Annotated in this window: 19 protein-coding genes; 9 read left to right on the top strand and 10 right to left on the bottom strand. The window is 46.0% G+C overall.

All coding sequences use genetic code 11. The features are described from left to right. Positions 1 to 25 precede the first annotated feature (25 nt). From CHA6605_RS25410 to CHA6605_RS25395, 3 genes are all read left to right on the top strand, one after another. Positions 26 to 727 (top strand): hypothetical protein, encoded by a 702-nt coding sequence (locus tag CHA6605_RS25410; RefSeq protein ID WP_015162237.1) that lies wholly within the window; start codon positions 26 to 28, stop codon positions 725 to 727. 417 nt (positions 728 to 1144) lie between these two features. Further along, a complete protein-coding gene (locus tag CHA6605_RS25400) occupies positions 1145 to 1579 on the top strand; it encodes a nucleoside 2-deoxyribosyltransferase (protein WP_015162235.1) in 435 nt (144 codons plus the stop codon). Between the two features lie 293 nt (positions 1580 to 1872). After that, positions 1873 to 2322 (top strand): hypothetical protein, encoded by a 450-nt coding sequence (locus CHA6605_RS25395; RefSeq protein WP_015162234.1) that lies wholly within the window; start codon positions 1873 to 1875, stop codon positions 2320 to 2322. Positions 2323 to 2412: 90 nt separating this feature from the next. On the opposite strand, the gene CHA6605_RS25390 is transcribed toward CHA6605_RS25395, so the two are convergent. Beyond that, positions 2413 to 3588 carry a tetratricopeptide repeat protein gene (locus tag CHA6605_RS25390; protein ID WP_015162233.1) on the bottom strand — a complete coding sequence of 392 codons (1176 nt, stop codon included), beginning with the start codon at positions 3586 to 3588 and terminating at the stop codon, positions 2413 to 2415. Between the two features lie 183 nt (positions 3589 to 3771). On the opposite strand from CHA6605_RS25390, the gene CHA6605_RS25385 reads away from it, so the two are divergent. Continuing rightward, positions 3772 to 4485 (top strand): NnrU family protein, encoded by a 714-nt coding sequence (locus CHA6605_RS25385; protein WP_015162232.1) that lies wholly within the window; start codon positions 3772 to 3774, stop codon positions 4483 to 4485. A gap of 173 nt (positions 4486 to 4658) precedes the next feature. Further along, complete coding sequence (locus CHA6605_RS25380) at positions 4659 to 5054, top strand: thioredoxin family protein (RefSeq protein WP_015162231.1); 396 nt, start codon at positions 4659 to 4661, stop codon at positions 5052 to 5054. Positions 5055 to 5114: 60 nt separating this feature from the next. On the opposite strand, the gene CHA6605_RS25375 is transcribed toward CHA6605_RS25380, so the two are convergent. The 4 genes from CHA6605_RS25375 to CHA6605_RS25360 form a co-directional block, all read right to left on the bottom strand. Further along, a complete protein-coding gene (locus tag CHA6605_RS25375) occupies positions 5115 to 5678 on the bottom strand; it encodes a hypothetical protein (RefSeq protein ID WP_157260105.1) in 564 nt (187 codons plus the stop codon). Positions 5679 to 5951: 273 nt separating this feature from the next. Beyond that, positions 5952 to 7610, bottom strand: a complete 1659-nt coding sequence (locus tag CHA6605_RS25370; protein ID WP_015162229.1) for a dipeptide ABC transporter ATP-binding protein — start codon at positions 7608 to 7610, stop codon at positions 5952 to 5954. 162 nt (positions 7611 to 7772) lie between these two features. After that, a complete protein-coding gene (locus tag CHA6605_RS25365; protein WP_015162228.1) occupies positions 7773 to 8102 on the bottom strand; it encodes an MgPME-cyclase complex family protein in 330 nt (109 codons plus the stop codon). Positions 8103 to 8255: 153 nt separating this feature from the next. After that, positions 8256 to 8981: a pyridoxine 5'-phosphate synthase gene (locus CHA6605_RS25360; RefSeq protein ID WP_015162227.1), complete on the bottom strand. Its 726-nt coding sequence runs from the start codon at positions 8979 to 8981 to the stop codon at positions 8256 to 8258. A 299-nt stretch (positions 8982 to 9280) separates the two neighbouring features. Between CHA6605_RS25360 and metK the strand changes: the two genes are divergently transcribed. Further along, positions 9281 to 10540, top strand: a complete 1260-nt coding sequence (metK, locus tag CHA6605_RS25355; RefSeq protein ID WP_015162226.1) for a methionine adenosyltransferase — start codon at positions 9281 to 9283, stop codon at positions 10538 to 10540. Between the two features lie 841 nt (positions 10541 to 11381). Here metK and CHA6605_RS25350 read toward each other — a convergent pair. Next, the gene (locus CHA6605_RS25350; RefSeq protein WP_015162225.1) at positions 11382 to 12584 is read right to left on the bottom strand and encodes a phosphoglycerate kinase; all 1203 of its coding nucleotides are present in this window, start codon (positions 12582 to 12584) and stop codon (positions 11382 to 11384) included. A gap of 228 nt (positions 12585 to 12812) precedes the next feature. Between CHA6605_RS25350 and CHA6605_RS25345 the strand changes: the two genes are divergently transcribed. After that, positions 12813 to 13226: a universal stress protein gene (locus CHA6605_RS25345; protein WP_015162224.1), complete on the top strand. Its 414-nt coding sequence runs from the start codon at positions 12813 to 12815 to the stop codon at positions 13224 to 13226. 253 nt (positions 13227 to 13479) lie between these two features. Next, positions 13480 to 15507, top strand: a complete 2028-nt coding sequence (gene ligA, locus CHA6605_RS25340; protein WP_015162223.1) for an NAD-dependent DNA ligase LigA — start codon at positions 13480 to 13482, stop codon at positions 15505 to 15507. Positions 15508 to 15782: 275 nt separating this feature from the next. Here the strand turns inward: ligA and CHA6605_RS25335 are convergent, their stop codons facing one another. The 3 genes from CHA6605_RS25335 to CHA6605_RS34590 form a co-directional block, all read right to left on the bottom strand. Then, a complete protein-coding gene (locus tag CHA6605_RS25335; protein WP_015162222.1) occupies positions 15783 to 18761 on the bottom strand; it encodes a UPF0182 family protein in 2979 nt (992 codons plus the stop codon). 109 nt (positions 18762 to 18870) lie between these two features. Continuing rightward, complete coding sequence (locus CHA6605_RS25330) at positions 18871 to 19233, bottom strand: DUF565 domain-containing protein (protein WP_015162221.1); 363 nt, start codon at positions 19231 to 19233, stop codon at positions 18871 to 18873. A gap of 2 nt (positions 19234 to 19235) precedes the next feature. Continuing rightward, positions 19236 to 19511, bottom strand: a complete 276-nt coding sequence (locus tag CHA6605_RS34590) for a hypothetical protein (RefSeq protein WP_198288399.1) — start codon at positions 19509 to 19511, stop codon at positions 19236 to 19238. Between the two features lie 652 nt (positions 19512 to 20163). Here CHA6605_RS34590 and CHA6605_RS25320 point away from each other — a divergent pair. Continuing rightward, the gene (locus tag CHA6605_RS25320) at positions 20164 to 21786 is read left to right on the top strand and encodes a cation:proton antiporter (protein WP_015162220.1); all 1623 of its coding nucleotides are present in this window, start codon (positions 20164 to 20166) and stop codon (positions 21784 to 21786) included. 105 nt (positions 21787 to 21891) lie between these two features. Here the strand turns inward: CHA6605_RS25320 and CHA6605_RS25315 are convergent, their stop codons facing one another. Then, positions 21892 to 22764, bottom strand: a complete 873-nt coding sequence (locus CHA6605_RS25315) for a phosphodiester glycosidase family protein (RefSeq protein ID WP_015162219.1) — start codon at positions 22762 to 22764, stop codon at positions 21892 to 21894. Positions 22765 to 22941: the final 177 nt, after the last annotated feature.

Below are 22941 nucleotides of genomic sequence, written 5' to 3'. Positions count from 1 at the left end.
CATATACTAAATTTGTTTTCGATATATGGATAGAATCATATGTAACTGCTTTAACTTATTCTCCACAAAGCACGGTAAAATTTCTCCAATTCATACTGAAAAACAAGATGTTCAATGCGAAGCATGGCAAAAGTTACTCGATTTAATCGAATCTGCGGCTAGTGGAGGTGTTGAAGAATTTGCACCGCTTCGTGAATTAACGCAAGAAGAAAGAGCAGATATTATAACTCTCCCACCAACTATCTCAAAACTAAAGAGTGTTAAACATTTTATTCTTTATCGTAGTTATCTAGTTCGTATTCCACCAGAAATTGGAGAAATGGAATCGCTAGAAGAATTTACACCATATACTTCTCATTCACTGCATTGGTTCCCTTATGAGATTACTCGATGTCGAAATCTAAAGTCTAGTACTGTTAGTACTCGCGCTCTGTATGGAAATAGAAAGTATCGACCTCCATTTCCATTTTTCCGCCAAGAGTTAGAGTCAGACGATTATTCAGAAATAACTCCTGATGAGTGCAGTGTTTGTCGTACAAAACTAGATCGATCTAATATTTATCGACGTTGGATATCTCTTCCAGTTGCAACTGATGTTTTGCCATTATTGGTTCATGCCTGTTCGATTGACTGTACTAATTCGCTACCACAAACACCAACTGGTTATGTATCAGGTTCTCATATCGGTGGCTATCACATCAAACAACCTCCACCAGTAGATTTCTAAATGTTATCTGGTTTATTCTATGGATAGAACTCGGTCTTCAGAGATTTAATAAATGATAAAAGTGTTAAGACAATATAAAGATGCCCAGGAGAATTATATTATGTCCCCTATTGCTGAAGAGATTTATACATCAGTTATCCAAACTTTATCCCCAACAGATAGGTTGCAATTGGCAACATTGATTCTAGAGGGATTAAAGCAGAACGTATCAGTTATTGATATCAGCGATGAATGGACTGAACGAGATCGAGCCGATGTTACTAATTTTTCATGCCGATTTGGATGGTTTGGGAATCGATCGATAGATTTCGATTCTACATCTCGATCGGTTAAAATTAGGAATCATTAGTAAAATGTAAATAAATCGATGTATAGTGTTCGATCGAAAGTAATCGTCGTTTTTTAAAGAATCCTTTAATGCAACAGACAAAGATGATAACTAAACAACACATATATTTAGCTGCGCCGCTATTTACGAAGGGCGAGCGAGATTTTAATCTTAGCGTATATGAATACTTAACGACTAATGGTTATCAAGTATTTTTGCCTCAACAAGAATGCGAACAGGCTGAAGGAGAAGATATCTATAAAACTTGTCTGTATGGGTTACGATCGGCAGCAGTTGTTGTTGCAATTGTCGATGGTGCTGATGCCGATAGTGGGACTTGTTGGGAATGTGGTTATGCGGTGAGTCAAGGTATTCCAGTTATCGCTGTCAGAACCGATTTTCGAGGTTCTGGGGATACTCAAGGGTTTAATGCGATGATTTATTATAGTGCCACGAAAGTCATTGATGGTAGCGATCGATTTTTGGAAGAAATTCTCAGCGAACTTCAAGTATTAGTCGTGTAGCCAGCCGACACATCACAAAAATGGCATCCTCGACGATTTTCCAAGGCAGAGGCTAAGATCGATCGTGTTGTTGGGATGGGGTTCGCGGAATGTGTGAAAGAATCATCAGCATCGTCGCTCCTGGTAAGACTTTAACTGATATTGATGGGCATCAACAAATTATAGACAGCTCTAGCGATCGTGTAGAATAGCCGTAGGTAGTGAATTTTTGTTAAACTTTGTAAGTTTATCTTGCGCTTGCTAGCGGTCAAAAATGATAATTCGATCTATGTAATGAGAGTAAATAACTTACCGTGTTTAAAAAGTTTTTTGGTAAAAAAAATGATGGCTTTTATCTTCAACTAGAAGACGATGACGCGCAAAAGCCCGCAGTGAAGGCCAAACCTGAAGCTGTCGCTCCAGCAACTCCAGCTCCGGCAACCAAACAGACTGCTCCTGTCGCCGCTAAAACTGAAGCTGCTGTGCCTGCTAAATCTGAGAAAAAAGCTGAAGCTCCTAAAGCTGTAGAGCAAAAAGCACCTGTAGTTACCGCACCACCAGCTCCGCCAATTACTAATTTTGCAACTGATTATCTAATCAAACCTTCTTCCAATAGCAGCCGTCGCCTACCTGGGGCTAACATGCGTGGATTCTTAGATCTAGCTCGTAAGATTGACAAACCAACGGCTTTTAAAGCAACTGCTATCGAGCGCAAAGCTAGTGAGAAAGCACCTGCTACCGAGCGCAAAACTACTGAAAAGTAAATTTTGACTGGTATTGAGTTATTTAATTTGGCTCCTGAAGTCTCTTGTAAAGATTAGATTTCAGGAGTATTCTGTAGTTGGCAAAAGTTGCTAGTTAAAGCTCGATCGATCGACCGCGATCCTTTGCTCGCGACACATGGCTAGACAGCTATAAAGGTGAAACGCTCGATCCCATAAGCTCTCAGCACGCCGCAATAATTCGATCTGCGGATCGATTCGCTCTAGTAGCTCTGGATAGCCCATGGCAGTCTCTGCAAAAGGTGCAAAATTGCTTTGGACTGGCACGTCGGGAAGTTGTTCGCCAACTTGGGACATGAGCTTGTTCCAATTATCGCGGCTGGTAGTCGCAATTTTTTCTCCGTTTAACAATCCACTCAAATCTCCGCTCGACTGTCCGTTGGCATCGCCATTAAGTCGATCGCGACTTTTGGCGATAATTTGTTTGTAATCGCAAAAATCATAAATTTGCGAACATAGTCTAAACACGCTGCGACGTTTGGGCAAGTGTAAATCGCAGATCTGAACGTAGTCGAGAATTCTGTGGCGGCGACGAGTGCGGTTGTTAGGTTCGATCGTGAACACCTCTTCAAAAATCGGTAGCATTCCCTGCACGATCTGAGTAACTTCCGACCACTCAAAATTAAATATCCGCAGTTCCGATCGAGCGTCCATACACACGATCGAGGCTTGCGGGCCAAAAGATTGAAAATGACTGACATTAAAGATAAACAATTGCTGCGTCTGCTGCTGGGAAACGCAAAAACAGGGAATCTCTGCCTGGAGCAACAAATCTCGATAGAACTCTAATTCGCCCATTTTTCCCACGCGGTACAGCCGCCAGCCCCGACTGGGTAACTGAAGTCTGGCACTATAGTTATCGATCTCCATAATCGAGGCAAATTTTTGTGCCATCAGTTTTTTATCTTCTACTTCGATTGGTTCGAGCACCAAAAATCCTGGTTCGACATTATCTTCGATTCCCGCTCTGGCGCAAACATAGGCATGTGCCCGAATCTGTGTTTGCGCTTCTTCGATCCGGAGAATTCCCGCTCGTGCTTCGTTAGTAATTTTGAGATTGAGAGAATGTTGGATCAACAATCGATAAATTTCCATCGCGTTATCGAGTTTGTTGGTTGCTTCTTGCAATCGTGCCGCGTAAAGTTGTACTTGGTGGTCATCCGGTCGCTCGGCGACTAAAGTAGCGATTATTTTGGCCGCAGTCTTATAATCTTTACGCTCCAAGGCATCAGCAGCTTGCTCTAACATAGATTTAGGCGAATAAGTTGAATACAGTAGTCTTGTAAAAGCCCTCAGGAGTTAGCATCGCCCCAGCAAACACGCATCCTCAGTTCATATAGAGTGCCCTTATTTGGTTCTGAAGTTAACTAACTACTGGATTTATTTGGCTGCTAATTTATAAATTCCGCTCTCATTTTTAAGATCGACATAATGCATTTAGACTCATTGACAGCCAGCCACGGTATTATCCTGGCGTTATTACTCGGTTTTGCGATCGCGCATAGTGGCTTGGCAGCTTTGCGCCCCTGGGCGGAGGCTAAAATTGGCGCGCGGTTGTATCGAGTTATCTTCGCATTGGTGAGTATTCCCTTTGCGACGATTTTGATTATTTATTTTTTCAATCATCGCTATGATGGCTGGCAACTGTGGCAGGTGCAGGGTACGCCATGGGTAACGCCACTAGTGTGGATTTTGTCGTTTATCTCTTTTCTGTTCCTCTATCCAGCGACCTTCAATCTGTTAGAAGTAGCAGCGGTACTCAAACCCCAAGTCCGGATTTACGAAACAGGCATTATGCGCATCACCCGACACCCGCAAATGGTGGGTCAATTAATTTGGTGTGTGGCGCACACACTGTGGATTGGGACTAGCTTTACACTGGTAACCTCGATCGGGTTGATGCTGCATCATTTATTTGCGGTCTGGCATGGCGATTATCGCCTCGGACAGCGGTATGGAGCGGAATTTGAGTCAGTTAAAGCCAGAACCTCGATCGTCCCCTTCCAGGCGATTTTTGATGGTAGACAGACGCTAAAATTATCAGAGTTCCTCCGGCCTGCTTACATCGGGGTAATTGCCTTCGTATTGGTATTTTGGTGGGGACATCCATGGTTAATTCAGATGACCTCACGGGTATCCTTTTAAACAGTGCAGCGATGTTGATGGATCGGCGATCGGCCATTTAGCTGTAGATTCTCTCTCTATTGCCTCGATCCCTAGTGCTTATTCCGCGATCCCTCTACCCCGATCGGAGTATTTAGCGTTAAAATGATTACTTATATAAAACAAAAGATTTGATATTAAACCGACCACCTTTTATGATCCATTCTGTAACAGATCTGAATTTTAAGGAACGGGTTCTCGCATCATCGCTCCCCGTACTGGTTAACTTTGAAGCTCCTTGGTGCGGTTTGTGTAAGCTAATCAAGCCCACCCTAATTCAGTTTTACGAGTGTTGGGACGAGCAAATTAAATTGGTTAATATCAATGCCGATGAGAATTTTAAGCTGGCTAGTACTTACAAACTAAAAACACTCCCCACCCTAATTTTATTTACCAACGGACGTGTCGTCGATCGACTCGAAGGCTTTCATAATCAAGAGACTTTGCGTGCAGATCTCGATCGAATGACTAGAAGAGCAACTCGCAACTGGCAGATTGGGGAGAAGGCAATGCCAATGCAGATCGACTGGCGATTGGTGACTACTGAATAAATTTAGCAAATATTTTAATAACTTTACAAAATACTACTTAACCGATCGAGAAAACCTTTGTTATTTACTCTTGGTATTAGATTCGCGATTGAATTGCTGCTTGCGTAGACTATCAATGCGAATGTTTACCTGTTTTTGTAACTCTACTCGATCGACTCGCCTACCGTAAATTTTGAGATACTTGATGGCATCATCGGTATTGCCATCTAGTTCCTTAACTCTAGCCAACGCAAGATAGTCTTGGGTGGCTACCATCGGTGCGATATCGTTGTAGCTTTTAATTAATTGAGGCACGACAATAGTTGCCAAAAAAACTAAAAAGATCATCGATATTTTGGCATCTGGTTTAGTCGATTCGACCAAATACATCGTTAGCGCGAATAATAATAGCATCACCACTAACATAAATATTAGATGCGGGTCCTGTAATAACAAACCAGATGCTTGTTCGGCATCAGCACGATGGACCCCAATCGTGTATCCGACTAATGCTGTAGTCGTAGGTAGTGTAAATTGTCGCAGTGTAGAACCTTTACCACTGAGATGAAAAATCAGTGACAGAATACTGGCAATACTTGCAGCGAAATTCCAGGCATTCATGTTGGGCACCCCAGTTTTTGTCAATAGTTAATTAACGATCGACAGTGAAGATTGGTTAGATATCGCGAGTAATATTAACATGCAATGGCACAGATTGTCTGAGTTGCCTGTATTTGTAACTTGAGCTATTAGCCCGTTGGCGTTGGCGTAGCCTGCCGTTTGCACAGCATCTCACAACGAGAAACTCTAGCTCAGGACGGTACTCGAGCGGAGCAGATCGATTTTCATTATCCGTAACTTAGGTTATTTAGCCAACAAGATCGAGAGAGCCGATTGTCTATAAGGATATTTAATTACTTATGCCTGTTTTCTCAATAGCGGAGCTGCTGCTAGTAATTCTTGGGTATAGGGATGCTGGGGATTGCTAAAAATTGCTTGAGTCTCGCCCATTTCCACGATTTGTCCTTGATTCATCACCGCAATGCGATCGCACAAAAATCTTGCCAGCCAGAGATCGTGAGTGATAAATAAGTAAGTGAGATTATCTTCGCGCTTGAGTTCGAGCATCAGTTCCAAAACTTCGGCTTGAATCGTGGCATCTAGCATACTGACTGGCTCGTCACAGATTACCAATTTAGGCTTGGTAATTAAAGCGCGGGCGATACCTACCCGTTGCTGTTGTCCGCCAGAGAGTTGGTTGGGATACCTGTCGAAGTATGTTTCGGCGGGAGTTAAACCCACGCGTTCTAACATTGCTAGCACCTGCGCTCTAGTAGCTGCTGGAGTTGCGTTGATTTCGTGAATCTGGAGCGGATCGGCGATACTTTCACCGACAGTCATCATCGGATTTAGAGACGCGCTCGGATCTTGGAAAATCATCTGCATATCTCGCCGTTTAGCGCGAATTGCGGCTGGCGATAAGTGGGTGAGTTCTTCGCCGCAAAATGTGACTGTGCCGCAAGTAGCGGGGATTAACTGCAAAATCGTTCGAGACAGGGTACTTTTGCCACAGCCTGATTCGCCTACCAAGCCAAAGATTTCGCCTTGATAGAGTTCGAGCTGGATATTATCGACAGCTTTGGTAATTTTAGTCCGCTCTTTGGTAAATAATCGCTGGAGCAAACTAGTCTCGATCGTGTAATATTTCTGGAGTCGATCGACTGTAAGAATCGGAATTTGCTTAGCTAGTGCGGCTGAAGTAAGCTGGATATCGCGATCGTTAGCTTGGACGTGCAGAGCGGCTTTGAGCAAAGTTTGGGTGTATTGAGCTTGAGGATTACCAAAAATTTGTTCGACAGTACCTTCTTCCTCCTTGCGTCCTTTATTCATCACCACAATGCGATCGCAATAAGTCGCGATCGTCGCCAGATCGTGAGAAATTAGCAACAGTCCCATCTGACGTTCGGCACACAACCGCGTCAATTCTTGGAGAATTTCTGCTGATACCCGCACGTCTAAACTCGTCGTCGGTTCGTCAGCGATCATTAGCTTGGGATTGAGTAATAAAGCTAACGCGATCGCCACCCGCTGGCGCATTCCACCGCTGAATTCGTGCGGGTACTGGTTCCATCTCTCTTCAGGAATTTTGACGGCTGCAAGGGTATTTAGCGCGCGTTGCTTGGCTTGTTGTTTGGTAAGATTTGGTTCGTGAGCTTGAAGTGTTTCGAGACAATGATTGCCGATCGTCATCAGCGGATCTAGCCGCGTCATCGGATCTTGAAATACCAATCCCACCACTTCCCCCCGATATCTGCGGAGCACATCGGGATTCATCTCTGGTATGGATTGTCCCTCAAATAAGATTTTACCTTCAATCCGCGAACCCTCCGGTAGCAGCCGCATGATGGCTTTACCCAGTGTAGATTTACCGCAACCCGACTCGCCCACGAAGCCAATTTTTTCTCCCGCAGCTAGTTGAAAGGAGACATTTTCGATCGCATTGATTAGCTGCTGGTTCGATTCCGGTTGGGGATAAGTCACCCAGAGGTTTTGGACATCTAATAATGGCTGGGGCATGAGGATTGGGGATTGGGGATTGAGATTTAAAGATCGTATCTTAGATCGGTAAGGCCGATCTGTATATAGATAACTAAACTAAAAGTTAGCATTGAAAAAGCCCTTATCGATTTGCGATCGATAAGGACTCATGCGGGGATGCAATCGAGATCGATCGGAAATTTAGGCTGTAGTTAAAGAGCCAGCGATCGGATTGGGAATAGTTGCCGATGGAGCTTGAAACTCGCCTGTGGCAACAAACTCCAAGCGTAGCTTCAACCAAGTAATAAACTGTGGATTAGTAGAGATAATAGCACTTGCAGGTTGCGGAACTTTCGCTTTGACAATAGCTAACTCTGGAGCATCTAGAAAAGCAGGTCGATCGATAAACCAAAAGTCAATTTCTTTCCCTTGCTCCTGATAATTGCGGATGCGTTCTGCAATTACTTCATCGAGGGGTTCTTCTTCGCGTAAAAATCTTTTACTGGCGACTATATAGTAGTAAGTCTGCATAATTTTAGGTTTTAGGTTTTAGGTTTTAGGTTTTGCGGATGAAATCACGCGGAGGTCTCCGACCCATGTGTTTCACCAAGCAAGGCTTTAGGCTTTAGGTAATGTTTTGAATTCAAGTCTTTTACCCTTTACCCTTTACCCCAATTAGTCTATCTAGTAAGTCACTCCAAGCATGGCTGCTTTCATTTCGCGGATGGCTCGATCGATGCCGACGAGTACAGAGCGACTGATGATACTATGGCCGATATTTAATTCTTCCATACCGGGCAAACAAGCTACCGGACGAACATTCCAATAAGTCAAGCCGTGTCCGGCATTGACCCGCAAACCAGCCTCGATCGCCAATTCACAGCCCTTAGCTAAATTTGCTAGCTCCTGCTGTACCTGGAGCGGATCTTTAGCCTCTGCATAGCGTCCGGTGTGTAATTCGATGAATTGCGCCTTTATCTGGGCTGCTGCGGCAATTTGGGAGGGTTCTGGGTCGATAAATAGGCTGACAGGGATCGATGCCGATTGTAACTTATCCACCACCGAGTTCAATCGATCGATTTGTCCAACAATATCTAAGCCCCCTTCCGTCGTCACTTCTTCGCGCTTTTCCGGTACCAGCGTCACATAATCTGGTTTGATTGTCAGCGCAATTTGCACCATCTCCGCTGTCGCTGCCATCTCTAGATTTAAGTGCGTGCGGACGGTTTCGCGCAGCAGCCGAATATCCCGATCCTGCATGTGTCGCCGATCTTCGCGCAAATGTGCCGTAATCCCTTCTGCACCAGCTAATTCGGCCAGTACCGCTGCGGCGATCGGATCGGGTTCGACAGTGCGTCTGGCTTGCCTAATCGTGGCAACATGGTCGATATTTACCCCAAGCGTTAACAATTTTCGATGCTCCTGTGTTCCATTTATTTAAATTGTACGCGGATGCTAGCATTGCTGGGCGACCGGATCGGGCTAGACCTTGCGTCTGGTTTGTCCGACAGTGGCAACACGAGCGATATTTACCCCGATTTTCAACAATTTTCGCTGCTCCTGTGTTCCATTTTGATATAGATTTAATAGCAGCTATTATTGCCTGCTAGCACATGAAATTACCGAATGGTAAAATTCTGGATTAATTTTATGGGCATTATGTAAATATATAGGCTAACATTAGCCAGTACCAGAAGGAGGACTGTTCCTTGTCTCGTAGATATCTTTTTACTTCGGAATCCGTGACGGAAGGTCACCCTGACAAAATCTGCGATCAGATTTCTGACACAATTTTGGATGCACTACTCGCTCAAGACCCCTACAGTCGGGTTGCCGCAGAGGTTGTAGTCAATACCGGACTCGTCTTGATCACGGGCGAGATTACCACCAAAGCGACAGTCAACTATATCGACCTCGCTCGTAACAAGATTGCCGAAATCGGCTATACAGATGCCGATAATGGCTTTTCGGCAACTAGTGCTTCGGTGCTAATTGCATTGGATCAGCAGTCGCCAGATATTGCTCAAGGGGTCAATACAGCTAAAGAAAATCGGGACGACAGTACCGATATTTTCGACCAGACGGGTGCTGGAGACCAGGGGATTATGTTCGGGTATGCTTGTAACGAAACACCCGAATTAATGCCATTGCCAATTAGTTTATCGCACCGCGTCGCTCGTCGGTTAGCTGCCGTCCGTAAGACTGGCGATTTACCCTATCTTCGTCCCGATGGCAAAACGCAGATTACAGTTGAGTATAAAAATGGTATTCCGATCGCGATCGATACGATCTTGATTTCCACTCAACACGATGCGACAATTGGTGACATTAAAGACGATATTGGCGTTCAAGCCAAAATCAAAGCCGATCTCTGGAATTATGTAGTTTTACCAGTGTTCGCAGACTTAGATATCAAACCTGACGATAAAACTCATTTTTTAGTCAATCCAACTGGAAAGTTTGTAATTGGTGGTCCTCAGGGAGACGCTGGTTTAACCGGACGTAAAATTATTGTCGATACTTACGGCGGTTATTCTCGCCATGGTGGTGGTGCTTTCTCCGGTAAAGATCCCACCAAAGTCGATCGCTCTGCGGCTTATGCTTGCCGTCATGTGGCGAAGAATATTGTCGCTGCTGGTTTGGCTACCAAGTGCGAAGTTCAACTCAGTTACGCGATCGGTGTTGCTGCTCCTGTCAGTATTTTAGTCGAAACTTTCGGCACTGGCATCATTAGCGACGACCAACTTTTTGAGCTGATCGAAGAACATTTCGAGCTGCGTCCAGAAGGAATTCTGGCTACTTTCAACCTCCGAAATCTCCCAGCCGAACGCAATGGTCGTTTTTATCAAGATGTTGCCGCCTACGGTCATTTTGGTCGAGCGGATCTAGATTTACCTTGGGAACAAACCGAAAAAGCAGCTACGCTCAAAGCCGCAGCTACCAAATTTGAAACGACAACAGTCGGTTAACAGTTAATTTTAGCTTCTTGCTGGAATTGTATTACTCCCCCCCCTTATAAGGGGGGGCTTTTTCTCGATCTTTGCCTTTATAAAACCCATTTGGGATCTTTAGAGCGCGCGGGAAATACCGAGCCTAATATCCTAAAAGTTATTACAAACAATGTCGAAATCGATCGACTAGTATTCTACTGCGTAAATAAGGTTACTATTTTGCGGGGAGCGGCGGCTCGCGCTCGTCGGGTTTCCCGACGGTTTGCGGATGCAATCCCGCGGAGGTTCCCTCCGCATGTGTTGCACCAAGCAAGCGAGACAAGACAGGGAGCGGCTCGCAGCCGGGAGGTTTCCTCCCGGATTATGCGAGACAAGACAAGACAGCGGGGAGTTTCGGATGAAATCGCGATGTTGGCGTAGCCTTCCCGTAGGGAGCGGTTCCCGCCTGCGGCACATCTCGCTTCGTATGCCTACGGCAGGCTATCGTCAACGCTTACAGCGGGCGTTTCACCAAGCAGGAAGCTATGTGTTGGGAGAGTTGGCAAGAAAAGGTAGCTTCATTTCTGCCGTCTCATACTAGCCTCTGGGATTTTTAGATCGAATCTTACTTTTAAACTATTTAAAAAGTAAAAACCGATCCAAGAGACACTCGTTGGATCGGTATAAGTAAGTTTTAGGAAATTTGTGAGGGCTAACTTATTAAATCTATAGAAATACTATGGGTTTAGTTGAAAAACCTAAGTTGCTACGTATTTATCAAAGTGGTTAAAAACACTTCTCAGCAGCCACTATTTCAATCGTAGGCATTCTATAAATGCAACTTGGGCTATAAACTATTTCTCGACCTCAAGTGCCTTATTTACGCTTCATCTAATGCAGCAATTCCAGGAAGGACTTTGCCTTCGAGTAACTCTAGAGAAGCACCACCGCCAGTTGAAATGTGGCTCATTTGGTCGGCTAAATTAGCTTTTTCGACAGCAGCTACCGAGTCACCACCACCAATAATGGTAATTGCGCCAGACTTGGAGATTTGAGCTAAAGTATCAGCTACGGCAAACGTACCAGCAGCAAATTTATCGATTTCAAACACACCCATTGGGCCGTTCCAAATTACGGTTTTGCAATCAGCTAAAGCAGCTTGGAAAACTTTAATCGAATCGGGGCCAATATCTAGTCCCATCCAACCATCAGGGATGTTATTGACATCGACGATTTGGGTGTTTGCTTCAGCCGAAAATTTATCAGCAACGACTACATCGGTAGGTAATAAAAGTTCGACACCACGTTCTTTAGCTTTAGCTTCTAGTGCGCGCGCGAGTTCTAATTTATCGTCTTCAACTAGCGAGTTACCAACATTTAAACCGCGTGCTTTGTAGAAGGTGAAAATCATCCCACCGCCGAGGAATAATTTGTCGCACTTGTCGAGTAAGGTTTCAATTACACCGATTTTACTCGATACTTTAGAACCACCAACGATCGCTGCTAACGGCTTTTGAGGTTTTTCGATCGCGTTTTGGAGATATTCCAATTCTTTCTCGATCAAATAGCCAGCTACCGAAGGACTCAGATAGTTGGTGACGCCTTCTGTAGAAGCGTGCGCGCGGTGAGCGGTACCAAAAGCATCGTTGACATACAAGTCAGCGTTAGCAGCTAACTTTTTAGCAAATTCGGGATCGTTTTTTTCTTCTTCAGGGTAGAAACGGACGTTTTCGAGCAGTGCAACTTGTCCATTGCTCATCGCCGCGATTTGGCGGGCAACTTCATCGCCGATACAGTCCTTACACGCGACCACATCTTGGCCTAATAGCTCCGACAACCGCTTGGCAACAGGAGTCAAGCGTAATTTCTCATCGACGCCTTTGGGACGACCGAAGTGGCTGCTGAGAATAACTTTAGCACCTTTACCAGTTAGGTCTTTGATGGTGGGTAAAGCGGCGCGAATCCGGGTATCATCGGTGATATTACCAGCATCGTCTACGGGGACGTTAAAATCGGCGCGGACGAGGACGCGCTTGCCTGTGAGATCGGCAGCGGATAGACTGGCAATGGACTTCTTGGACACTGGTGAAACTCCTTAAAACGATCGTGGTTAATTTGGTTTTGATATAAAAGCTGAGAAAAGTAGTAATACCGAATAGTCGTACTGTATTAAAGAAAACATTTAGCTCTGCCGTTTCACAATTCTACCGGAAAACCCGTGTAGATTTGTTACCAATTTTTATAAAGCTAGGGCTGAAGATCGAGAATAAGGTGGTAAGAGGATAAAAGCCGGATTATTTAGCCTCAGTTTATGTTTAACAAAATTCTATTTCCCCTCGATCGCTCTCGTGAAGCTCAAGAAGCGATTGCTGTTGCGATCGATTTGGTTCAGAAGTATCAAAGCGAACTGATCTTATTATCTGTAGTGGAGACTCCAGATCTCGATGCAGAGGTACTCGAAGACCCCGTCATGCAATCTCCAGATGCGGTCGATCGATTGCTGCATTCGGCTCAAGCTTTATTCGCCAAACGTGGCATCGATGCCGAAATTATCCAACGCGAAGGCAAACCTGCTTTTACCATCTGCGATGTCGCCGACGAACTCAATGTCAATCTAATCGTCATGGGCAGTCGCGGCATCGGTGTCGATCTCGAACATGCATCTGAAAGCGTTGCCAGTAGGACGATCTCGCTCGCGCCTTGTCCGGTGTTAGTGGTTCCTTAGAGGGCTTTAGGTTTTAAGTTTTAGGCTTTAGGTTTTAGGTTTTAGGTTTTAGGCTTTAGGCTTTAGGTTTTAGGTTTTAGGCTTTAGGTTTTAGGTTTTAGGTTTTAGGTTTTAGGCTTTAGGTTTTAGGTAGAAGGCTTGTAGAACAGCGTTCTACCTATTACCCATTACCCATCCACCCATCTCCCCATCCACTCTTGTAGAATCGATCGAGTTCTTGTAATATAAAAGTACCATTGAACAGCGATCGATCGTGACACCAGAAATTCGTACCCGTACAGAGCAACTTCGAGAACAGCTTCAGTCGGCTGGATATGCCTATTATGTCCTCGACAATCCCGTGATGGAAGATGCCGTGTACGATCGGTTGTATCGGGAACTGCAAGATTTAGAGAGTCAATATCCCGAGCTGGTGACGGCGGATAGTCCCACGCAGCGAGTTGGCGAGCGTCCGACTGCGGGTTTTGTTTCGGTCAAGCATAATATTTCGCTTTACAGCCTGGAAAATGCTTTTGACATGGCGGAGTTTGCCAAGTGGGAAGCGGGGTGGCAGCGGAATATGGGGAGTAAGGAGAGTGCGGAATATGTCTGCGAGTTAAAGATCGATGGTTCGGCGATCGCGCTGACGTATGAGAATGGTTTATTAGTGCGGGGGGCGACTCGCGGCGATGGCGATACGGGCGAAGATATTACCCAGAATATCAAAACCATTCGATCGATTCCGCTCAAGTTAAAGTTAGAAAATCCGCCGCCAGTGGTAGAAGTGCGAGGTGAGGCTTTTTTACCGATTGCGGTATTCGATAGGCTCAATCAGGAACGAGCAACAGCAGGCGAACAATTACTCGCCAATCCACGTAACGCCGCAGCAGGCACATTACGCCAACTAGACCCCAAAATGGTCGCCCAACGGCAACTAGATTTTTTTGCATATACGCTCCAGATTCCAACGACTACGCCACAAACCGAACTCCACAGCCATTTAGAATCGCTAGAACTGCTCGAACGGATGGGATTTAAGGTCAATCCCCATCGCGAATTATGTGCCGATGCTGCCAATGTGGGTGCATATTACGATCGCTGGAATACGGAACGTTTAAACTTGCCATACATGACTGATGGTGTCGTTGTCAAAATTAACTCGTTCGCGCTGCAACAGGAGTTAGGCTTTACCAACAAGTTTCCGCGCTGGGCGGTAGCTCTTAAATATCCCGCCGAAGAAGCACCGACTAGAGTCTTAGATATTAGTGTAAATGTGGGCAGAACGGGGGCGATTACGCCCTTGGCGCACCTCGAACCAGTGCAATTGGGCGGAACCACAGTTCAGCGGGCAACGCTGCACAATGGCGATCTCATCGAGCAATTAGATATCAGAATCGGCGACACAGTTATCGTCTGCAAAGCTGGCGAAATTATTCCCAAAGTCGTGCGCGTACTGACAGATTTGCGCCCGCCTGGGACTTCAGCTTTTAAAATGCCTAGTAATTGCCCCGTGTGCGATTCGAGCGTTACTAAGTCGGCAAGCGAAGCAGTATTGCGCTGCAATAATCCGAGCTGTGCGGCAATTCTTAAGGGTACGTTGGTGCATTGGGTAAGTCGGGATGCTCTCGATATCAATGGAATGGGGGAAAAGTTAATCGAGCAATTAGTCGATAGTAAATTGGTCGATTCAGTAGCCGATTTATACGAGCTGACGATCGAAAAGTTAATGACCTTAGACCGGATGGGCGAAAAGTCAGCGACTAAAATTGTCGAAGGGATCGCTAGTTCCAAATCGCGACCTTGGTCGCGAGTATTATATGGATTGGGGATTCGCCAAATCGGTCGCAATGGATCGAATATCTTGACCGAAAGGTTTCCCTCGATCGAATTATTATTACAAGCGACGACCGCCGACATGGAAGGTATTCATGATGTTGGTTTTGAAACCGCTCAATCAGTCAGCAACTGGCTCAAACAACCTGTCAATTTAGAGTTAATCGATCGACTAAAAGCCGCAGGTCTACAGTTCGATCGATCTTTAGAAGCTAATCTTAGTTCTGTCATTAGTTCGATCTTGGCAGATAAAACTTTCGTTATCACGGGTACTTTGCCGACGCTCAAACGAGATGAAGCCAAAGATTTAATTGAGAGTCATGGCGGGAAAGTTTCAGATTCAATTAGTACTAAAACTCACTACTTAGTCGCAGGCGAAAAGGCTGGATCGAAGTTAGCCAAGGCCGAAAAGCTGGGGGTTAAAGTAATTTCTGAAGCTGAGTTGCTGGAGTTATTAACGAGCGGATGAGTAGAAAGGCTCGATTAAATATAAAATATCTTGTAGGGTGGGCACTGCCCACCACAAGGATCATAGGTAGTTCTAATATTTAAAATAATTATACCGACCTACTTAGCCGATCGTAGATAATGCCTACAACGATCCTGTCTTGTTAAATATCGATCGTGATATGCCAAAGTCATCTGCATTACTTGATAATATCAGATATTGAAAAGCCTACCGGAGGTAATCGAAATAAATCCTATTTTTAGGATTGGCGGTATAAAAGTTAGCAGAATTAATTACTACGGCTGAAGTGATTCTGCAACTGGACGGACGATCGGTGGGGGTGCGGGTATTGGCGATGTTTTAAAAATAGCTGTTAACGCTTGTTGGAGTGTTTGGGCCATCACGATCCGGTTTTCATAAGCGACAATTACCCGAATTAGAGTTGGGAGTTTATTTTGAGTTGCTTCCAGATAGAGGGGTTCGACATATAGTAGAGATTGCTCGCGGGAGCCTTTGGCACCGGAAATCGGCACGATTAAGAGATTGCCCTGAATGACTCGCGAACCTTGACGATTCCACAAAGAAATTTGCTGAGAAATCACTGGGTCTTGATTGATGCGGGCTTCGATTTGTTCGGGGCCATACACCAGTCGTTGCTTGGGAAAGGTGTAGAGTAATAATTTGCCATAGTTTTCACCATCGGAGCGGGCAGCTAACCAAGCGATTAAATTTGTGCGCTGCTGGGGTGTATATGGCAACAGTAGAATGAATTCTTCAAAGGGGACGGTCGGTAAGCTGGTAATTAGATGGTAAGGCTCTACCAAGCGGGGTTTGTTGCCATAGACTTCGGTAGGAATTTGCCACTGATCTTCCCGATTGTAAAATACCTGGGGATCGGTCATGTGATAGGTCATCAATCGCTCTGATTGAATCTTGAAGAAATCTGCCGGATACCGGAGGTGAGCGCGCAGGTTGGCTGGCATCGCACTGAGCGGTTTGAATAGATCGGGGAAAATTTTTGCCCAAGTCGTGACGATCGGATCGCTAGGATCGGCAATATAGAAGCTAACTGAGCCATGATAGGCATCGATGACCACCTTAACTGAGTTGCGAATATAGTTGATTCCTTCTTTCCCTACATCAGCATAAGGATAGCGATCGCTAGTGGTATAAGCATCGACAATCCAGTATAAATAACTGGGATCTTTAGGATCTTTAGGGTTAGCTCTGGCATCAGCAGCCACTAGATACGGGTCGCCATCGTATCTCAAGAAAGGGGCGATCGCTCGAATTCGTCGATTCAAATTACGGCGAAATAATAGTTTAGTTTCTGGCAAAAACTCTGGTGTCAACACCATCCGCCAGTCATTTAAGTATTTCGCAAATAGCAGTTTCCGCCAGGTTGTACCAATATTAATTCCGCCGCGCCCATCATAGACGTTATAAACATTATCATTGCCGCTGGGATAGTCTAATTCCTTGACTTTGGTGCCAGTCATAATGTAGTTATTGGCATTTTCCCCATAATAAATGCGGGGTTGACCGATCGGGATGCTCTGCCGCACTGCTGCACTAGAGGTAGTCAGGGGACTCCCTTCGGTAATACCGATATCTTTGACCAAGTATTCCGGCAATCCATCTGGAGCCACTCGATTGACTGGACTGAGCGTAAAACCATAACCGTGAGTATAGATCAGATGTTTGTTGACCCAAGTTTGGGCTTGCTTGGGGACGGCGGTATATTCTAATTCTCGTGCCGAAATCAGGACTTGTTGGGGTTCTGGGGCGATTGTGGTGGGGGGTTGTGGTGTGGTGGGGGTGGCTGTTGGCGGTTCGCCAGCTAAAAAATAGCGATCGATATCGGCGTCGGGGAACCGATAGTAAAGGCGAATCTGTTGCAGTTGGCGATTGGTAGCAAGCAAGGGTTCTTGGTCCCAGAGGCGAATATTCCGAATCGTGCGCTCGTTTGCTTGAATCGTTTGCTCGGTGAGATTATTTTGGGGATCGAAAGTTTGAGCGTCGATCTTGTCTAACCCGAACGCCTTGCGCGTCATTTCGATCGTGCGTTGAATATAGGGTGTTTCTCGTGCTAATTCATTGGGTTGCACCAGCAGGAACTGAACTGCCAGGGGTAAAATGGTGCTAGAGATCGCCGCTAGTCCCAGAGCCAAACCAATTGCTACTCGAATAAATTTCCACTTAAATAGATGACGGCGAGCGGAAATTGCTTCCCAGCAACAGTAGCCCGCGATCGCCAGTGCGAGAATACTCAACACTCCATAGGTTGGCAATTGCACCATCACATCGGTATAACTCGCCCCGTAAGACACGCCACGGGGTGAATATAACAACTCACAGCAACTAATCCCATAGTTAAAAGCCACAACCAGCATCAAACTACCGCCCACCCCATAGAGATGGCGTTGTTGCTGGCGAGAAAATCCCCCAAATCGCCCCTGACTCAAACTATCGCCACCTAGTAAATATGTCAGTAGGACAGCAATAAATCCATATAAACAGCCACCCATTAGCCAGAACTCCAGCAGTTCTCCTACTGGGAGGCTAAATACATACAGGCTAATATCTTGGCCAAATACGGGATCATTGCTGTTAAAAGCAGTAGCTTGGAAGAATGGGAGTATTCTCATCCACTGACGAGACATCACCCAGGCAATGAGCATACTCAAGATCGGGGCGATTGCCAGCAGCAACCAGCGCGGGTAGACGAGGATCGCAATTGCCAGAGCTATTACCCCAAGAATCACCCAGCCATTAACGAAGATCTGGGTTGTCAATTGCCAGAATAATTCTGGACGTAGCAAAATTGGTGCAGGCGGAACGACAGTAGGCAGATCGGCATCCATATACCATTGACTCATCGCCATCCGACCATAGTGAACCAAAATCGCGATCGCGAGCAGGCTCAAACTCAGTGTTAAAGGTAGCAGCCAGCGGAGAGTCAGGGGACGACGGGTGGAGAGCGAAATGGCTCGGCGATCTGGGGATGGATCGGGAGACTTCAATCGTTGAGCTAGGGCTAAATTCCACAGCAGATAGATTGTCGTAATCGTAAATACAACTACGCCCAATATTCCTTGGGTACCCAGCCTGAGCAAATACATCGGCAGGTAGCCTAGTTCTTGAAACCAGAGGATCTCTGCTCCCAGACGTGCCCCGATTTCGATGACGATCGTTAGCACCAGCAGAATCGGGATAATGAGCGATCGCCAATATCGGTTTGGAGTTTTAACTGACGGTAGGTTTGATAGTGCCATTAGCGAAATTAGCGATCCATCCGATCGTTGGTTGGTGTGGATTTTCTTCTCAAATTATTGACTTTCACGAATCAAATATCGAGTGCCAGCAACTCACGGATAACTTATGCTAGCTGCCCAACTTAAATGCTTCGACAAATAAACCATAAATTAAGCCTAACTTGAGACTGTTTAGGATGGCGATCCACAGCGGACGTTGACCTAAAATAGCTTCAGGATCGGGGCGACGAGGACCCAAATTGCTACCATAAGCGATCCAACTAACTGTCTCGACGATCGTCACCAGAATTAGGGCGACTGTAATATCTAAATCGGCTTTTTGTCCGGTAGTTGTGGAAACTGTGGTAGCCAGAAAATTACCGCTCAACAAACTAATAATGACGAGCGATATTCGCCGCCAAGGATTTTGACCCCACTGGTTAAATTGCTGAAATAGTCGATCGAATAGAGTACTAAGACGAGTCTTTTGCATATTTATTCCTGGCGATGACGATGACTTTCTTGCCAAAACTGATGCAAGATCGCCATATATGGAAACTGCGATTCAAAAGGAATCGTATCCAGTCGCGGTTGCTCCTGCTCTAAAGATTTCAGTGCCAACCCAGCCTTTTGTGCCGAGACAATCAGTGCCCCCTCCGTGCGATCGCCTGCTACAGCTAGTTGCCCATCTTGCGCTTGCATGTGTGAGTCGTTGCCCAAAAAGCCGCACTGTAACCACTCTGGTAACATCAAAGCTCGATCGCGTTCCACAGGTTGTTCATTTTAATAACTGAATGCTAGCGCAACTGCGGCTTTAAATCCTTCCGTCCAATTGCCGACTTTGCCGACAGCAATTCCAAATTCAAAATATTTCACCGATTTTTCACCGATAATCCATCTTTGCTAGTGGGGTTGGGCGGGTTTGTTTGGTATTGATTAGTACAAATCTGGACTGGCTAGCATAAACCCGCCCCTACGAGATATACGAATAGGTTTGAATTTGGAATTACTGCTTTGCCGATGACTACCGCCAATATCAATGTTGCTAACCCCAGAATAACATACACCAGACTCTTACTAAATTGCTCGATCTTGCGAGTCAGTGGCGTTTCTATTATCGAACGGGAGGAAACCTCCGCGTGATTTCGGTCGCTTCATGAATTACCCCTAACGAGGGTTTGGGCGACTGCACACTTGATGATTCATATTCAGAATCAACAATACCGGATGGTATAAGATAGAAATGATGGCGATAAATCGCGCTCAAAACGCTGGGCGGATTCAGCACGATCGTAATGTATTTGGCTGATGGCTCCTACTGTTCCGACTTGTAGCGGAAGGCTAGGGCTGTGTCTGTAAGGGCCAAAGCAAATCCGTCCCTATAAGTCACGTTGATAATCTGATTCAACTATAACGTGGCGTCATGTTAGAAAGCATTATCTGGATTTTATTAATAGGCTTTTTCGGAGGGCAAATTGCTCGACGAACGCGAGTACCTGCGCTGGTAGGGATGGTGTCGATCGGCGTTGTGCTTGGCCCCAACCTGGTCAATGCGATCGCGCCAGAGGTTTTGGGAGCGGCAGATTCGTTCCGCGCGATCGCCGTCATGGTGATTTTAATGAAGGCTGGATTGGGTCTCGATCGGGAGAAGCTAGCTCAGCAGGGCACTGTAGCATTGCGATTGGGCTTTTTGCCTGCGGCTTGCGAAGCGATCGCCATTGCATTTGCCTCAATGTGGCTGCTCCAGTTTGACTTTGCTACTGGGCTACTCCTGGGCTGTGTCATTAGTGCTGAATCTCCTGCCGTCATCGTTCCTGGAATGTTACGTCTAAAAAGTCTGGGCTGGGGGGGTACGAAAGGGATTCCAGATGCCATATTAACCGGAAGTGCGCTATCTGATGTTTTGCTACTGCTGGTCTTTAGTTTGCTGCTGGCATTTTTGTCTCAAAGTGCCGCAGCCGGAATAACCTTGCCAGGAGGGTTATCCTTGACTCCACTGCAAGTGCTGCCGTTTCAAATCATGCTGCAAATCGGGTTAGGAGTTTTGCTGGGATGGTTTGTAGCTCGTCTGTTGGTCTCATTATTAACAAAGCAAAACTGGACGCAAACTGCGGTGCAGGATACACTGGTTGCCGCAGGCTTCGCCCTATTGCTCGTAGTCCTAGCAGAAAAATTTCCAGTATTCTCTGGCTATCTGGCAGTCATGACGACTGGCTTTTTCCTGATTGAGATGGATGCCCCGTTAGCACGACGGCTACGCGGTGGCTTTGATAGTTTGTGGGCGATCGCTGAGATCGTGCTCTTTGTGCTGTTAGGTGCGAGTATTCAGCTTAATGTGCTGGGTAATACATTGCTCGTTGGCGTAGTCATATTAGCAATTGGCACTCTGATTGGGCGTTCCCTTGGTTGGTATCTTTCAACATTAGGGAGTAACTGGACATGGAAAGAGCGGCTATTTCTGCTGCCTGGAAATTCCGCCAAGGCAACGGTACAGGCCGCCATTGGTGCAGTTCCCTTAGCCCAAGGCATCGCAGGGGGCGAAACGATTCTTGCCATAGCAGTTCTCTCGATTTTGGTGAGCGCACCCCTTGGAGCTTGGGCAATTCCCACTTTTGCACCAAAGCTTCTGGAGCGGGGGGATGTCGACCCGACGAAGGTTTCGGTGTCTCGGCGGATTGTATTGCTTGCAGCCGTCGATACCTCTCCCCTAGCGACCCAAGTGTTGACCAAAGTTGCCGAGTTGGCTCGTCGCAGCGATGCCGAAGTGGTCGTGCTCCATGTTTTGCGGATGGACGATCCTCAAGGAATCGAAAGCCTCCGTCATCAGGCAAGCAGAATCCTGGCAGATATTCGATATCAATTTGTCACCGCCAATGGCTCGGTGCCTGAAGAAATTGTTCGCATGGCTCAGGATTGTAGTGTGGCGGAGATCGTCATTGGCAAAGGCGGTCATCGTCTCCTGGATGAGGTCTTGGTGGGGTCGATGTCTCAAGCCGTGCTAGAAAGTAGCACCATACCAGTTGTGGTCGTGGATAATTCTAGCTAGCTTGGCAGAGCCGACGCTACGCGAACGGCGATCGTCGTCGCCCTCAAAGATTGCAAATAGGTTCTAATTGAAAGATGGGTTGGGGGTGAGGACAAGATCGAATTGTTAAGGGACATAAAACCCGAGGTGATTGGCAACCGGACGCTCGATAGTGGGAAGCTTGGCATGGATAGGCGCATTTAAAACTTTAACTCCATTGCTGGCGGCCATTACTAGGGTTGTCGAGCCGCCACCATCGAGATTGAGTGCTCGATCGACTCCGAGTTTGGCAAGTAACTCGGCGAGTTCAAGCTTAGTAAGTCCCTCACTGTACAGCGGTTGCTTGCCATCGACGACGATCGACCACAGCTTTTCGCCAAGCCGATCGATCCCTACAGCAACACGCGGGTAAGCATTTTCTTTGGGGGCACTGGGTGTAGATAATTCTGGTACGGGTTTTCCATCGCTTACCAATAATTCGCGCCCAGCAACAGCATTGAGGGTACCTTGGGGACAGGTACCTGTGGCGGCGATACTGGCAATGTTAGCCCGTGAAATACATAACACAGCCCATTGCGATCCCGGCTGAGAATAGCGATCGCCATTGGCAATTACTTCTCCCATTGCATAGCTACGATCGCCACTGCGGGGATAGTAATTCCAAGGGGTATTTTCGTAAAAAGGCACAAAATAACTGGCATTAATCGCCACTTTTAGCTTAAACTCTCGTAAAAATTCAGAGGTCGTGCGTGACTTATTTGGTACTTTTGGAGTAACTAATATTTTTAGTCCAGCAGTTTTTAGATCGATATTCACGATATGAATCATTACCGGACGCGGCTGAGATCGAGCATCACGGGTGTAGGTAATGCCCGGAAATAGCCTTCGGTGTTCGCCCGTTCGCGGCGGTCTTTGAAAATGCAATATCCCGTAGGCTCCCAGGGGTAGCAGCAAACAAGCTGTTACCGTTGCTACCAAAATTCGACGTTGGATCGTCATTCGCAGCTCGATTAAAAATTACTAATAGACCCAGTAAATCGATCGACTGTTATACTATTTACAAAGTATTCGATCTCATTCTCTATTTCTGATTATACTACACATTTAAACAAACGATCTATTGACGATCTATAATAGTTAATATCGCTCGAAACTATGAATTAGCAAAGGTAGTTC

It is taken from the genome of Chamaesiphon minutus PCC 6605 (assembly GCF_000317145.1).
Classification (GTDB): Bacteria; Cyanobacteriota; Cyanobacteriia; order Cyanobacteriales; family Chamaesiphonaceae; genus Chamaesiphon; species Chamaesiphon minutus.
Note: the sequence above shows the minus strand (reverse complement) of the source record. Positions and strands in the feature narration are given on the sequence as shown.

Coding starts and splice junctions, on each gene's coding strand:
- CHA6605_RS25330 (WP_015162221.1), bottom strand. CDS start 19,233: ATGCAAAAGACTCGTCTTAGTACTCTATTCGATCGACTATTTCAGCAA.
- CHA6605_RS25345 (WP_015162224.1), top strand. CDS start 12,813: ATGTTTAACAAAATTCTATTTCCCCTCGATCGCTCTCGTGAAGCTCAA.
- CHA6605_RS25385 (WP_015162232.1), top strand. CDS start 3,772: ATGCATTTAGACTCATTGACAGCCAGCCACGGTATTATCCTGGCGTTA.
- CHA6605_RS25410 (WP_015162237.1), top strand. CDS start 26: ATGGATAGAATCATATGTAACTGCTTTAACTTATTCTCCACAAAGCAC.
- CHA6605_RS25365 (WP_015162228.1), bottom strand. CDS start 8,102: ATGCAGACTTACTACTATATAGTCGCCAGTAAAAGATTTTTACGCGAA.
- CHA6605_RS25370 (WP_015162229.1), bottom strand. CDS start 7,610: ATGCCCCAGCCATTATTAGATGTCCAAAACCTCTGGGTGACTTATCCC.
- CHA6605_RS25380 (WP_015162231.1), top strand. CDS start 4,659: ATGATCCATTCTGTAACAGATCTGAATTTTAAGGAACGGGTTCTCGCA.
- CHA6605_RS25390 (WP_015162233.1), bottom strand. CDS start 3,588: ATGTTAGAGCAAGCTGCTGATGCCTTGGAGCGTAAAGATTATAAGACT.
- CHA6605_RS25320 (WP_015162220.1), top strand. CDS start 20,164: ATGTTAGAAAGCATTATCTGGATTTTATTAATAGGCTTTTTCGGAGGG.
- CHA6605_RS25400 (WP_015162235.1), top strand. CDS start 1,145: ATGCAACAGACAAAGATGATAACTAAACAACACATATATTTAGCTGCG.
- CHA6605_RS25315 (WP_015162219.1), bottom strand. CDS start 22,764: ATGACGATCCAACGTCGAATTTTGGTAGCAACGGTAACAGCTTGTTTG.
- CHA6605_RS25335 (WP_015162222.1), bottom strand. CDS start 18,761: ATGGCACTATCAAACCTACCGTCAGTTAAAACTCCAAACCGATATTGG.